This window comes from Actinomadura sp. 1N219 (assembly GCF_044326405.1).
GTDB lineage: Bacteria > Actinomycetota > Actinomycetes > Streptosporangiales > Streptosporangiaceae > Spirillospora.
In genome coordinates this window covers 358982-373459 of sequence record NZ_JBIRAY010000004.1, presented here as the reverse complement: position 1 = coordinate 373459, position 14478 = coordinate 358982, and the positions used below count along the sequence as shown (strand labels likewise).

General features: G+C 70.4%; 8 protein-coding genes and 1 pseudogene. 4 read left to right on the top strand and 5 right to left on the bottom strand.

Annotated elements, in window-relative coordinates:
* Positions 1-14 precede the first annotated feature (14 nt).
* The gene (locus ACH35V_RS16575) at positions 15-551 is read right to left on the bottom strand and encodes an aminoacyl-tRNA deacylase (RefSeq protein ID WP_395973220.1); all 537 of its coding nucleotides are present in this window, start codon (positions 549-551) and stop codon (positions 15-17) included.
* Between the two features lie 379 nt (positions 552-930).
* Between ACH35V_RS16575 and ACH35V_RS16570 the strand changes: the two are divergent.
* Positions 931-2370: pseudogene (locus ACH35V_RS16570) on the top strand (CCA tRNA nucleotidyltransferase); the annotation flags it as partial.
* Between the two features lie 371 nt (positions 2371-2741).
* The gene (bioA, locus tag ACH35V_RS16565) at positions 2742-4055 is read left to right on the top strand and encodes an adenosylmethionine--8-amino-7-oxononanoate transaminase (RefSeq protein ID WP_395973219.1); all 1314 of its coding nucleotides are present in this window, start codon (positions 2742-2744) and stop codon (positions 4053-4055) included.
* Between the two features lie 408 nt (positions 4056-4463).
* On the opposite strand, the gene ACH35V_RS16560 is transcribed toward bioA, so the two are convergent.
* The 4 genes from ACH35V_RS16560 to ACH35V_RS16545 form a co-directional block, all read right to left on the bottom strand.
* Positions 4464-5780 (bottom strand): MFS transporter, encoded by a 1317-nt coding sequence (locus tag ACH35V_RS16560; RefSeq protein WP_395973218.1) that lies wholly within the window; start codon positions 5778-5780, stop codon positions 4464-4466.
* 235 nt (positions 5781-6015) lie between these two features.
* On the bottom strand, positions 6016-7785 hold the full coding sequence (locus tag ACH35V_RS16555; RefSeq protein ID WP_395973216.1) for an ABC transporter substrate-binding protein: 1770 nt from the start codon (positions 7783-7785) through the stop codon (positions 6016-6018).
* 179 nt (positions 7786-7964) lie between these two features.
* The gene (locus ACH35V_RS16550) at positions 7965-9044 is read right to left on the bottom strand and encodes an inositol-3-phosphate synthase (RefSeq protein ID WP_395973215.1); all 1080 of its coding nucleotides are present in this window, start codon (positions 9042-9044) and stop codon (positions 7965-7967) included.
* A gap of 73 nt (positions 9045-9117) precedes the next feature.
* On the bottom strand, positions 9118-9753 hold the full coding sequence (locus ACH35V_RS16545) for a helix-turn-helix transcriptional regulator (RefSeq protein ID WP_395973214.1): 636 nt from the start codon (positions 9751-9753) through the stop codon (positions 9118-9120).
* Positions 9754-9788: 35 nt separating this feature from the next.
* Here ACH35V_RS16545 and ACH35V_RS16540 point away from each other — a divergent pair, with 35 nt between their 5' ends.
* Together ACH35V_RS16540 and ACH35V_RS16535 are read left to right on the top strand one after the other, a co-directional pair.
* On the top strand, positions 9789-10214 hold the full coding sequence (locus ACH35V_RS16540) for a DUF5318 family protein (RefSeq protein ID WP_395973212.1): 426 nt from the start codon (positions 9789-9791) through the stop codon (positions 10212-10214).
* A gap of 1380 nt (positions 10215-11594) precedes the next feature.
* Positions 11595-14129, top strand: a complete 2535-nt coding sequence (locus ACH35V_RS16535; RefSeq protein ID WP_395973211.1) for a transglycosylase domain-containing protein — start codon at positions 11595-11597, stop codon at positions 14127-14129.
* Positions 14130-14478: the final 349 nt, after the last annotated feature.

Below are 14478 nucleotides of genomic sequence, written 5' to 3'. Positions count from 1 at the left end.
CGGCGGCGCGGAGGTCAGGCGACGGGGTGGCGGGGGTCTCGGGCGGTGCGGGACGGGGACGGGGAGAGGTCGGCCGGTTTCGCCTGGCAGAGGGCGTACAGGGTGCGGCCCCGGATGCCGAGCGCCGTCGACGCCTCGCCGGTCGCCGTGTAGACGACGTCGTCGGCGGGGAGTCCGCGCACGACGCGCTGATCGATGAGGAGCGGCATGTCGTCCGGCAGGAGGAGCGGGCAGACGAGGCCCGCCGCGTACTCGGTGACGGCGTTGACGACGTCCGCGTGGGCTGGCCGGACGGTCTCCGCGCCGACCGTGCGCCGGACGGCGTCCAGCGGCGGCCGCTCGCCCGCGGGCACGATCGCCCCGGCCAGGAACGGGCGCCTCGGACGGCGGCCGTCGCAGGAGTAGACGCATGTCACCAGGCAGCGGTCCGCGGGCAGCCCGAGCGCCTTGGGGAGCTCGTCGGCGTGGGCCAGCGCGACGGGCAGCCGCACGATCTCGTGCACGGCCTCCCATCCGAGCAGCGCGCGGTGGATGGTGAGAGCGTCCTTCATGATCGGCTCCATCCCGCGGGGTTCTCTCCCCGCTCACCCCCGGAACTGGTTTCCCTGTCTCCCCGTGCTGTGCACGCTGCGGGGCATCTCCACATACCCGAGACGGCCGGATCAACCCTGCGCGCGCATCGCGCAAACCCTCCCGATGCGCCGCTGCCGCACCTGCGGCGGACCGGGGCCCTTGGGGATCCCGCTACCGTTGTCGTGCGGGAGGCTCACCGGCGATCGCGCTGGCGTCATCGGGGTGCCCAGAACGTAACTCGGGGATCGCCGCATGTGAAGGGTCTCGTCCTGCTTCGGCCCCGCAAGGACTCCGTGCCGGCTCCCGTTGATCGCCAGAAAGTCCTTTGTCAGCCCGTCTATCAAGGAAATACGCTCGATGGTCGTGCCCAACCAGAACGTGACCTCCGAGGCCTCGCGGCGCACCGCGATCGCCGAGCTGCTGCGCCGGATCGCGCCCGCCGCCGACGACCTCGGCGCCCTGTTCGCGGCGGCCGGTCACGAGCTGGCGCTGGTCGGCGGCCCCGTCCGGGACGCGCTGCTGCGCCGTCCGACCAAGGACCTCGACCTCACCACCGACGCGCCGCCCGAGCGCACCCTGGAGATCATCCGCGGCTGGGCGGACGCGCACTGGACGATCGGCATCGAGTTCGGCACGGTCGGGCTCCGCAAGGACGGCGTCGAGCTGGAGATCACGACGTACCGCAGCGAGTCCTACGACCCGAAGTCGCGCAAGCCCGACGTGTCGTACGGGACGTCCCTCGTCGAGGACCTGCGCCGCCGCGACTTCGCCGTCAACGCGATGGCGGCGCGGCTGCCCGGGCACGAGTTCGTCGACCCGTTCGGCGGCCTCGTCGACCTCCAGCGCAAGGTCCTCCGCACCCCAGGCCGCCCCGAGGACTCCTTCAGCGACGACCCGCTCCGCATGATGCGCGCCGCCCGGTTCGCCTCGCAGCTCGGCTTCACCGTCGCGCCGGACGTCGTCGCGGCGATGAGGGACATGTCGTCCCGCATCGAGATCGTCTCCGCCGAGCGCGTCCGGGACGAGCTGTCCAAGCTGATCTGCGGCCGGTACCCGCGGCAGGGCCTGGCGCTGCTCGTCGACACGGGCCTCGCCGACCAGGTGCTGCCCGAGCTGCCCAAACTGCGGCTGGAGATCGACGAGCACCACCGGCACAAGGACGTCTACGAACACTCGCTGATCGTCCTGGAGCAGGCCATCGCCCAGGAGCAGGAAGGGCCCGACCTCGTCCTGCGCCTCGCCGCCCTCCTGCACGACATCGGCAAGCCCCGCACCCGCCGGTTCGAGCCGGGCGGACGGGTGTCGTTCCACCACCACGAGGTCGTCGGCGCGAAGATGACCCGCAAGCGCCTGACCGCCCTGCGCTACTCGAAGGACGTCATCACGGACGTTTCCCGGCTGGTCGAGTTGCACTTGCGGTTCCACGGCTACGGCACCGGCGAGTGGACCGACTCGGCCGTCCGCCGCTACGTCCGCGACGCCGGACCGCTGCTCAGCCGCCTGCACAAGCTGACCCGCGCCGACTGCACGACCCGCAACAAGCGCAAGGCCGACCGGCTCCGCCGCACCTACGACGACCTCGAACTGCGGATCGAGCGCCTGGCGCAAGAGGAAGAGCTGGCCGCGATCCGCCCCGAGCTGGACGGAAACGAGATCCAGGACATCCTCGGCATCACCCCGGGCCCGCTCGTCGGCAAGGCCTACCGCTTCCTCCTCGACGTCCGCCTCGACCGCGGCATGATCGGCAAGGAAGCCGCCGCCGCAGCACTCCGCCACTGGGCCACCACCGAAGGCATCGTCCTCCCCACCCCACCCGAACAGCCGGACCCCAACCAGCCCGAGAACGCCACATCCCAAGCCACCCCTCCCGAGGCAACACCCCCAAAGCCCAACCCGTCCAAGGACCCGACCACCGAGCCCGCACCGCCTGACAACGGAACCTCACCGCCCGACCAGCCTGAGAATGACGCGTCCGAGGGTGGAGCGTCGGTGGGCGGGTCGTCTGAGGGGTCGGCGGCTGAGGGGCGGGCGTCGCGAGGCGCGTCGCCTGGGGGTGCGTCGGCTGGGGGTGCGCCGTCCGAGGGTGGGGCGTCCGGGGGTGCGCCGTCCGGGGGTGCGCCGTCCGAGGGTGGGGCGTCCGAGGGTGGGGCCGGCGGGGGGCGGGGGTAATGGTCTCGTTGCAGCTTGGGCGGATGAGTCCGCAGGCGGCCGAGCGGATGCTGGAGTTCGATCGGGAGCACATCTGGCATCCGTATTCGCCGATGCCCGCGTCCGCGCCCGTGCAGCCGGTGGTGTCGGCGGACGGTGTGCGGCTGACGCTCGCGGACGGCACCGAGCTGATCGACGGGATGTCGTCGTGGTGGGCGGCCGTGCACGGCTACAACCACCCGAAGCTGAACGCGGCCGTGACCGGGCAGCTCGGCAAGATGGCGCACGTGATGTTCGGCGGGCTCACCCATCCGCCGGCCGTGCGGCTCGCGGAACGGCTCGTCGAGATCACGCCGGCGCCGCTGACGAAGGTGTTCTTCGCCGATTCCGGGTCCGTCGCGGTCGAGGTCGCGATCAAGATGGCGTTGCAGTACTGGCGATCGCAGGGACGCCCCGAGCGGCGCCGGCTGCTGACCGTACGCGGTGGATATCACGGCGACACGTTCGGCGACATGGCCGTCTGCGACCCCGTCAACGGCATGCACCACCTGTTCAGCGACGTCCTCGCCCGGCACGTGTTCGCGCCGCCGCCACCGCTCGGGTACTCCGCCGAACCCGACGCCGAATACCTGGCCGAGCTGTCGCGGCTCGCAGCCGAGCATGCGGACGAGCTCGCCGGGATCATCGTCGAGCCCATCGTGCAGGGTGCGGGCGGCATGCGGTTCTACGCGCCCGAGTACCTGAGCGCGCTGCGGGACATCGCCGACGAGCACGGGCTCCTGCTCGTCCTGGACGAGATCGCCACCGGGTTCGGCCGGACGGGTGAGCTGTGGGGCTGTGACCACGCCGAGGTCGTCCCGGACATCATGTGCCTCGGCAAGGCCCTCACCGGCGGCTACATGACCATGGCCGCCACCCTCTGCACCGACCGTGTCGCGCACGGGATCACGTCCGGGGAAGCGGGCGTGCTCATGCACGGGCCGACGTACATGGCCAACCCGCTGGCCGCCGCGGTCGCGTCCGCGTCCATCGACCTGCTGCTGTCGCGCGGCTGGCAGGACGAGGTCGACGCCATCGAGGCGATCCTGACGAGCGAACTGCGCGCCGCCGCCGATCTCAAGGGCGTGGCGGACGTCCGCGTCCTCGGCGCGATCGGGGTGGTGGAGGCGCGCGAGCCGGTGGACGTCCCGTCCGTCCAGGAGATCGCCATGGCGCACGGCGTCTGGCTCCGCCCGTTCGGCAAGCTGATCTACACGATGCCGCCGTACATCTGCACGGACGATGAGGTCCACCACATCGCCGACGCCCTCAACGCCATCGCCGAGTCCCTTTAGGCGGACCGAGTCACCCCGGGCCCTCAGACCCCCGGGCCCCGGCACCCCTCGGCTCCGTCTTTGGCGTGGCCGCGACCCTGCTGCCCGCCCTGCTCAGCCGCGACCCTGCTGCCCTGCTCAGCCTCGGCCTTGCTGCGCTGCTCAGTCGGGGCTTCGCTGCGCTGCTCAGCTGGGGCTTCGCTGCGCTTCTCAGCCGCGGCCTTGCTGCCTTGCTCAGCCGGGGCTTCGCTGCGCTGCTCAGCCGGGGCCTTGCCGTCATGCTCAACCGCGGACTTGGCCCTGCCCGAGGGCGGGGCCCTGGCTCAGTCGGCGGGCCCTGGCCGGGCAGCGGCTTCATGGTGTCAATGTCGTAACGCTGCGTCATGAGTTGACCACATCATGTGCCTACGACAAAACGCGCCGGGGGTGTTAGCGGAGGGCGTGAGTGGCGGGGCGGTGGCGGGTTGCGGCTGTTCGGTAGGCGACCGCGCCTGCGGCGTAGGCGGTGATGACGGCCAAGAGGGTGAGGCCGGCGCGTCCGTCTGAGGGGAGCCAGGTCGCGGCCGCCGCTGCCGCTGCGGCGAACATGGCGTTGAAGAGCATGTCGTAGACGGCGAACACCCGTCCGCGATAGGCGTCCTCGATCGTCTCCTGGAGGGTCGTGTCGACGCAGAGCTTGACGCCTTGCGACACGACGCCCAGGACGAACGCGCCCGCTGCCCAGGGACGCTCGGCGAACGGCATTCCGAAGGCGAGCAGACCCACGGCCGCGGCGCCGAGCAGCCATGCGATCCACGCCTGCTTGCTGATCCGGCGCACCACCGCCGGAGTGATCAGGGCGGCCGTGAAGTAGCCGGCGCCGGAGACCCCGAGCATGATCGCGAAGGTTTGCAGGCCGGTGTCGGGGTCGTCCGCGAAATGGTTCCGGCACAGCAGCAGCGTCATGATCAGGACGACGCCGTACAGGAACCGGTGGAAGGAGATCGCGCCGAGCGCCAGCGCCGCCTGCGGCCGGCGCGCGATGTGCCGCGCCCCGTCCACGAGGCCGTCGATCACGGTGCCGAGCGCGTCGCGGATCCGCGGCGAGTCTGACCGGGGGGTGCCGGGCAGGGCGTCCTTGGATGGATGCGGCCCGAGCAGCCTCTTCGGCAGCAACGTTGCGATCAGTCCCGCGGCGAGGAACAGCCCGGCGGCCGAGCCGAGGATCAGCGCCGTCCCGTGGTTTCCGGCGCCGAAGACGCGCCGGAGGAGGTAGCCGACGCCGCCGCCGATGAACGCGATGACCGTCCCGGACGTGACCGAGAACGCGTTCGCCGTCACCAGATGGTCGCGCCGCACCACGTGGGGAAGCGCCGCCGACAGCGCCGCGAGGAAGAACCGGTTCACGCCGAGGACGGCGAGCACCCCGATGAAGAAGGCCGGGCCGTCCTGTCCGGCCGCCACCATGAGCGCGACGGCCAGGACCAGCACGGCACGCAGGATCGGCGTCCACACCAGGATCTGCCGCCGCTGCCACCGGTCGATGAACACTCCGGCGAACGGCCCGAGCGCCGAATACGGCAGCAGCGTCACCGCGAACGCCGCCGCAGCTTTGGCCGCGGTCGTCTGCCGCTCGGGCGAGAAGAACACGTACCCCGCGAGAGCTACCTGGAAGACGCCGTCGGTCATCTGCGAGGCGATCCGCGTCCCGTAAAGCCGCCGGAAATCGCGTCCGCGCAGAATCTCCGGCAGTTCGGCAGCCCTCACCAGATCAATGTACTCACCATCACCACTGCGGAACGCACCGCGTTGAGCGACGACAGCAACCACCACCGCAACCACGCAACGACCTCAACGCCTGCGATCGCGTCCGAAGGCAGGTTCGAGCTTGCGAGAACCTGATCGCGCAGCGAGCCGCCAGGCGAGTCGAAGCGATGCCAGCGATCGCGCGCGTTTCTCGACGATGGAGGCCCGCCAGGGCCGAAGGAGGAGAGAAAGGCAATTAACGCAGCCAAAGGCGGGTGTAGTCGTAGCCGGCGGTGGTGGGGAGGAAGCGGGGGCCGTGGACGCGGGCGGAGCGGAAGATCGTCTGGGCGCGGTTGAGCAAAGGGACGATCGCGGCGTCCGCCATGATCTGCTGGTCGGCCCGCTGCCAGGACTGGGCGGCTCGGGCCGGGTCGGGGGCGGTGAGGGCCGCGTCGATTAGGGCGTTGACCTGCGGATTTTCGTAGCCGCCGTAGTTGGTGGAGTTCTGCCCGTAGGCGCGTCCGTCGAACAGCGGCTGGATGATCGAGCGGCCGTTGTTGCCGTACCAGTCGGGCGTCCAGCCGGGGGCGGCGATGTCCCATTCGCCGGCGGCGGCCTTGGCGGGGGTGGCGATCGTGGCGGCGTAGAAGGAGCCGCCGGAGTCGGCGGTGAGCTGGGTCTTCACCCCGCAGGCGTCGAGGTTCTCGGCGATGGACTGGGCGATCAGCTTGTGGACGCTGTTGGTGCGGTACGGGAATTTCAGCGTGAGGGCGGAGTGGCCCGTCCGGGCGAGGAGTGTGCGGCATTTGGCCGGGTCGCCGGAATCGTTCGGGGTGGCGTAGTGGTCGGCGGGCGCGTACCCGGCGTTGCCCGGCGGGATCACCGTGTGCAGGGCCTTCGCCACCGCCGGGCCGCCGACGATCTTGATGAGCGCGCTGCGGTCGACGGCGTACTCCAGCGCCTGCCTGACCTCCCGCTTGCCGAGCGCGCCGCCGTTGCCGGGGCTTCGGGTGTTGAACACCAGGTAGGGGCTGTTGCTCGGCGTCTCCATGATCGCGAAGCGGGGGTCGTCGCGGAGCCGCGGGATCGCTGAGGTCGGGACGGGCTGATCCCATGCGAGGTCGGCGACGCCCTGCTCGATCTGCTGCTGGACGGAGTCCGGCGAGTCCTGCCCGAGCGTGATCCGGATCTTCTCCACGTGCCGTCCGCGGAGCGGGTCACTGCCAGGCCGCCACGCGGGGTTGTGGGTGAGCAGATAGGACATGCCCGGCTTGTACTCGGTGATCTGGTACGGGCCGTCCGAGATGGTGTGCTGCCGGAATTCCGGTCCGTCCGGGATGTAGCGGTCGTACTCCTGCGGCGCGGCGGCGGTGGACGGCAGCGCGAGCAGGTGGAGGAAGTCGCTGGCGGGCCGCTCTAACCTGAACACGAGCGTCTCGTCGTCTTTCGCGCTGACCCCGTCGAACCCGTGGTCGCGCTGGTAGGCGGCGATCGCCCCGGCGTCACGCGCGTTGACGGCGCCGAAGCCGCGGCAGAACTCGTCCATGCCCTTGAGCGTGGACGTGAAGTAGCCCTTGCCGCCGGACGGCGACGCCGGGTTGCACAGCCGTTCAAAGCCCCGGACGAAGTCGTGCGCCGTCACCGGCCGGGGCGGCTTCGTGTTCCACCAGACGTCCTTGCGCAGCCGCACGGTATAGGTGCGGCGGTCCTTGCTGATGTCGCCGTTCTCGCGTGTCGGGATGCGCGCGGCCACGTCGGGGTGCACGGGGATCGTCTCCTGGAAGGTGTTGGACGCCCGCGTCCCGAACAGCGTCCGCGCGAACGTCCGGACGAGCCCGTAGGCGCCCACGCTCGCGACGGACGCGGGGTCGAGGTGCTCGACGTCGGACGAGCCGACGATCCGCAGCGTGCCGCCGTCGCGGGGCCGCCCCTCCGCGGACGCGTCGTCACCTCCTCCGGCGCACCCGGTCAGTCCGATCACGAGCACCGTCAGCCCCGCCGCCACCTTGTTCATCTCGCGTGCCATCGCGTTCTCACCTCAAGACTCGGAACTTGGCGCGCAGTAACCGACGGTGTCACAGTAGGGCCAGAGGGTGACAAAGGACCGGTACATCACCGTTTTCTCTAGAGATCTCCAAAGAAGTAAGGACGCCCTGACAGTGGATGTCCACTGCCAGGGCGTCCTTTGGGAACGTGCGGTGACCGCTAGCGGTCGACCTCGCCGCGGATGAACTTCTCGACGGCGAGGTGCGCCTGGTCGTCGTTGTACTGCTCGGGCGGCGACTTCATGAAGTAGGAGGACGCCGACAGGATCGGCCCGCCGATGCCCCGGTCCTTGGCGATCTTCGCGGCGCGCACCGCGTCGATGATCACGCCGGCGGAGTTCGGGGAGTCCCAGACCTCCAGCTTGTACTCCAGGTTGAGGGGCGTGTCGCCGAACGAGCGGCCCTCGAGCCGGACGTAGGCCCACTTGCGGTCGTCCAGCCACGGCACGTGGTCGGACGGGCCGATGTGCACGTCCGCCTTCGCCATCTCGTGCGGGATCTGCGACGTCACCGACTGCGTCTTGGAGATCTTCTTCGACTGGAGGCGCTTGCGCTCCAGCATGTTCATGAAGTCCATGTTGCCGCCGAAGTTGAGCTGGTAGGTGCGCAGCAGCTCGACGCCGCGGTCCTCGAACAGCCGGGCCATCACGCGGTGCGTGATGGTCGCGCCGACCTGCGACTTGATGTCGTCGCCGACGATCGGGACGCCCGCGTCCGTGAACTTCTGGGCCCACTCGGGGTCGCTGGCGATGAACACCGGCAGCGCGTTCACGAAACCGACCTTGGCGTCGATCGCGCACTGGGCGTAGAAGCGGTCGGCGTCCTCGGAGCCCACCGGCAGGTACGACACCAGGACGTCGACCTTGGCGTCCTTCAGCGCCTGGACGACGTCGACCGGCTCGGCGTCCGACTCGTCGACCATGTTCAGGTAGTACTCGCCGAGGCCGTCGAAGGTGTGGCCGCGCTGGACGGTCACGCCGGTCGGCGGGACGTCGGCGAACTTGATCGTGTTGTTCTCGCTGGCGTGGATGGCCTCGGACAGGTCCATCCCGACCTTCTTCGCGTCCACGTCGAACGCCGCGACGAACTCGACGTCGCCCACGTGGTACTCGCCGAACTGGACGTGCATCAGGCCGGGAACTCGCGTCTCCGGGGCCGCGTCCTTGTAGAACTCGACCCCCTGGACGAGCGAAGAGGCGCAGTTGCCCACACCCACGATGGCTACGCGCACCGAACCCATCCGGTTGCTCCTTCTCTTTTGCGGAACATGTGGTGTTTCTTCACCCGACCCCGGGGTCTTCAGGCCGCTTCTCTCAGCGGCCCTCGTCCCGAGGCATGTCCTGTCTGGTTTCTGAAGATCTGTTATCTGAAGATCTGGCTTGCTGTTCCTGCTCGGCCCGCTCGCGTCCGATCAGCTCGTTGAGCCACCTGACCTCGCGTTCGACGGACTCCAGCCCGTGGTTCTGCAGTTCCAGGGTGTAGGAGTCGACCCGTTCGCGGGTCCGCGCCAGGGCGGCGCGGACGCTCTCCAGTCGTTCCTCCAGCCGGCTGCGCCTGCCTTCGAGGATCCGGAGCCGGACGTCGGCGCGGGTGTGCGAGAAGAAGGCGAAGTGCACGCCGAACCCCTCGTCCTCCCACGACGCCGGACCGGCCTCGGTCAGGAGCTGCTGGAGGCGCTCCTTGCCGTCCGCGGTGAGCTTGTAGACGATCTTCGACCGGCGGCTCTGCAGCGCCAGCGGCGTGTTCGGCTCCTCCGGCCGGTCCTCGATGATCAGCCCGTTCGCGAGCAGCTGCTTGAGGCACGGGTAGAGGGACCCGTACGAGAAGGCGCGGAACATGCCCAGCAGGGTGTTGAGCCGCTTGCGCAGCTCGTACCCGTGCATCGGGGACTCGTGCAGCAGTCCGAGCACGGCGAGCTCCAGCACGCCCGCGCCCTTCCTGGCCGCCATCGTCCCACCTCCGCAGAGCCGGATGTCTCGACCCGATGTATCGAGTGAATGTATCGGCTCGATACATCGCCAAGATACGTAGTGCGGCCCGTCCTGGCAAGTGGGGATCCGCCGGGACGCCGCGCGGGGACGTGCCGAGCCCGTCCGCGGCCGCCCCGTTGGACCACAAAAACGGAGAATTCAGGGTGTATGTGGTGGAAGTGTGTCAAAGTTGCGCGTGGAACCACCTGGCGACGGCGTACGTGCTCGGCCGCGGGGAGCAGAGCCCCGGGCGGCAGACGAACAAGGAGGATCCACCCGCCACCGCGTCTGGTCGGGGCGTTGACCAGCCAGGACATACCTTCGCCCTGCACTTGCTCCCCCCGCTCACCAGCCCGCACAGTACGCTTCGGACGGCGCACAGCCGCTCTAAGCCGTGGGTGACCCCGGCCCCTCGGCAACTAACCGTTGTCCCCTGTTGATGAGGTCGCGTGAGTAATCCAAGCCAGCCCCGACCGGAACCCGGGTCGCAGAGGCCGGGCGGGCAGCAGAACCCCCGTCCCGGCGATTCCGGCGACCCCGGGCAGCCGGGCGTCCACCGCGAGTCCACCGCGCCAGGCGCGGCAGAGACACCGGCTGGACCGCAGGACCACGCCCCGAGCTTCATGGGCGGCCCCTCCGCCCCGGGCCCGTCCGTCCCCGGACCCTCCGTCCCGTCCGAGTCCGGGACGCCGCCCGGCCACGGCATGCCCAGCGAGCCAGGCGCCCTCAGCGGAAACGCCGCCTCCGCCGGCCCGAGCGTGCCATCGGAGCCGAGCACTCCTGGCAGCTCCCCGTTGACCGACCCGGCTTTCCCCGGCTTGCCACCGTCCGCCGGTTCTGGAATGCCAGGCGGGACGAGCGGAGGCGCTGCCCCGACGGGATCGAATCCGTCGAGTGATTTCGGCTTGCCGAGCGAGTCCGGCTTCCCCGGCTTGAGCCCGTCCGCCGGGTCCGGAACCCCAGGCGGGACGAGTGGAAGCGGTGCGTCGGGCGGTTCCGGCGCGCCTGGTTTCCCTGGCTTGGAATCGTCCGCCGGACCTGGGACGCCGGGATTCCCGGGTGGCGGCGCTGGGTCCTCGGCCGGGTCGAGCTCGTCCGGCGACTTCGGTTTGCCGGGCGACGCGGGTTTCCCCGGCTTGGGGCCGTCCCAGGATTTTGGAATGTCAGGCGGGACGAGCGGAGGCGCTGGGTCGGCGGGATCGAGCCCGTCTGGTGACTTCGGTTCTCCGAGCGAGGCCGGTTCTCCCGGGTCGGGTGGTGTACCTGGCGGCGGGCTGGGCGGCTCATGGACGGGCGGAGCCCCGAGCGGATCCGGCAACCCGAGCAACCCGAGCGGCCCTAATGGCCCGGGTGGGGCTACTGCGCCTGAAGGGTTGGGCGGATTTGGTGACGCGGGTACGCGAGGCGGCCCCGGTGGGTCCGGGTGGTCGAGTGGCCCTGGCAGCGCGGGTGGTCAACGGCCCTTGAGCGGGCCGGAGGTGCCTGGCGGCCGGGCGGCAAGCCCGGGGACTCCGGGTGGAAGTGGTGCGGCCGGAGGGCCGAACGTGCCTGGTGGCATGGGGGCGTCCGGTGGTGCTGGTGGGCCGGGTGCGCCGATGAGGTCGCCTATGGGTGATGCCATGTCCGGCGGGCGCGGCCCGGGTGGGCCTGGTCCGGGGCGGCCTGGAGTGAGTGGGCCCGGTTCGGGGCGGCCTGGGGTGAGTGGGCCTGGTGGGCCGAATGTGCCTGGTGGGCCTCGGACGCCTAACGCGTCCGGTATGGGAGGGGCTCCTCGGCCGGGTGCGGGGAGGCATGCGGCCGGTGCGGCCGGTGGTCCGGGGATGGCCGGTGCCGGGGCCGGGATGGCCGGGTTCGGGACGACCGGGAACGGCGTCCGGGAGAAGCTCGGCGAGCTCGGGAAGCTCGGTCAGGACCTCGGGTCGAAGGTCGCCGGGAAGTTCCGCGGCGGCGGCACGCGTGCGTCGCATCGAGCGGGCGGCCCCGTAGGACCGGGCGGGCCCGGACGGCCCGGCGGTCCGGGCGGCCCTGGCGGGCCGGGGGGACCGGGAGGGCCCGGCGGACCTGGGCCCAACAAGACGAGCTTTATCGATCACCTGCGGTCCCGGGGCGAGGGGTGGCGCAAGTACATCCCGTCCTGGAAGGTCGTGGCGGGTGTCTGCGGGCTCGGGTTCGCCGGGTTCATCACGCTGATCTGGGTCGCGTACGCGAACACGCCGACGCCCGCGGAGCCCACGGTGGCGGGCGTCGAGGACCAGGCGTCGATCTTCTACTACACCGACGGCAGCGAGATCGGACGGATCGGCAAGAAGCGGCAGAGCGTCGAGCTGAACAAGGTGCCGCCGATCGTCCAGGACGCGGTGCTCGCGGCGGAGAACCGCAGCTTCCGCACCGACCCCGGGTTCTCGGTCAAGGGCACGACGCGGGCGGTGTGGAAGAACCTGACCGGCGGGTCGGGCGGCGGCTCCACGATCACGCAGCAGCTGGCGAAGAACTACTACTCCGACCCGAACAACCGGACGATGAACCGGAAGTTCAAGGAGCTGTTCATCTCGCTGAAGCTGGAGGACAAGCACACCAAGGACGAGATCCTCAAGCTGTACCTGAACACCATCTACATGGGCCGCGACACGTACGGCATCCAGGCGGCGTCCCGCGAGTACTTCGGGACGGACGTGTGGAAGCTCAAGCCCGACCAGGCGGCGTTCCTCGGCGGCATCATCCAGAACCCGAACCGGGACCCGGGCCAGGAGGGCAACCGGGCGTGGGTGACCGCGCGGTACCAGTACACGCTCGACGGCCTGGTCAAGATGGGCAAGCTCGGCCAGGGCGACGCCGACAAGTTCAAGCAGCGCCTGCCCAGGATCAAAGAGGCGGGCACGGGCAACCAGCTGTACGGCGGCCAGCGCGGCTACATGCTGATGCGCGCGAAGGAGGAGCTGAGCCGGCTCAAGATCGACGACAAGGAGCTGACGACCAAGGGCCTGCGCGTCTACACGACGTTCGACCGCAAGCGGATGGAGATGGCCAAGCGGGCGGCGGAGCGGACCGTCCCGCAGGTGAACCCGAAGAAGCTGGCGAAGAAGAAGATCCGCGTCGGGCTGGTGTCGGTGAACACCGCGAACGGCGAGGTCGTCGCGTTCTACGGCGGGCCCGACTACCTGGACCAGGCGTTCAACAACGTGTGGCAGGGCAGGGCGCAGGCGGGGTCGGCGATGAAGCCGTACGTGCTGGCGACGGCGCTGAAGCAGAACTACAGCCTGAAGAGCATGGTGGAGGGCCGGTCGAGGATCCCGCTCGACGGTGAGGGCAACGTCGTCTCGCGGAGCGATCCCAACGCCGTGATGGTCCCGAACTCCCACCGGGTGCCTCCGGCGGTCAACCTCATCACCGCGACGGAGGAATCGGTGAACACCGCGTTCCTCCAGCTGATGGGCAAGGTCGGCATCGAAGAGGTGATGGAGACGGAGACGGACGCCGGGATCGCGTCCGATCTGCTCAAGCCGCACAAGTGCTGCCTGAACCTGGCGCTGGGCGTCAACGACATCCGTCCGATCGAGCAGGCGGCCGGGTACGCGGTGTTCGCCAACGGCGGCGTGTACCACCAGCCGCACGTGATCCGCCAGGTCAGGCAGTCCGACAACAAGACGGTGCGGCTCAGGCCGAAGTACGAGAAGCGCCGCGTCTTCACCCCGAAGGTCGCGGCGGACGCCACGTACGCGATGCAGCAGGTCATCCAGGGCGGCACGGCGACGGCGGCGCGGCTGCCCGACGGACGCCAGGCCGCCGGCAAGACCGGCACGACCGACCGGAACGTGTCGTCGTGGTTCATCGGATACGTGCCGCAGGTGTCCACGGCGGTGACGCTCTACAACGACTCGGTGGGGCCGAACGGGAAGAAGAAGTCGGTGATCCTGCCGGGGATCGGCGAGGTGGAGGGCGGCACGATCCCCGCCCGCATCTGGCGGTCCTACATGTCGGACGCGCTGCGCGGCGTGGAGGCCAGGCAGTTCCCGCCGCCGGCGTGGGGCGGGATCGTCCAGAGGTGGGCGAAGCCGCCGGAGAAGAAGGACGACAGGCCGCCGTGGTGCGACAGCCCGATCGGCGAGTACGACCCGCGCTGCAAGGGCGACGGCGGCGGTGGCGGCGGTGGCGGCGGAGGCAACAAGCCGCCGTGCCAGTCGCCGTTCCCCGACCCCAACTGCAACCCGAACAAGCCGCCGAGCTACCCGGCGCCGCAGTGGTGGTGCAACACGCACCCGGGCCACCCCGCGTGCCGGATCCGGGGCGGTGGCCTCAACGAGCCCAGTACGGCGGGCCTCGCGCCGCTGTACCCAGTGTCGAGGCCGCCGGAATGAACCGGTGGGCCGTCCCGTCCGAACCGTCCCATGGAGGCGGTGGTGTGACATGAAGCATGTTCCCGAGTCGCCGCACGCCAGGGGGCGTGACGGAGTGCGTCCGGAGCTCCGGGGGGAGGCGAGGCTCGACGCCTCGGCCCCCGCGCCTCCGGGGGCGCAGTACTCTCTGACGACGCACAGCCGTACCCCAGTTGATGAGGTCGCGTGAGTAACCGAAGCCCATACGGACCGGAATTCGGAGATGGCCCCGACCGGAGGGCGACCCCCCGCTCCGGCGGCTCGGGCCCGCCCGCCGGTGCGCCGCGCGGCGGATCGTCCGGCGCCTCCGGCCGGGCCCCGCGCCCCGGCG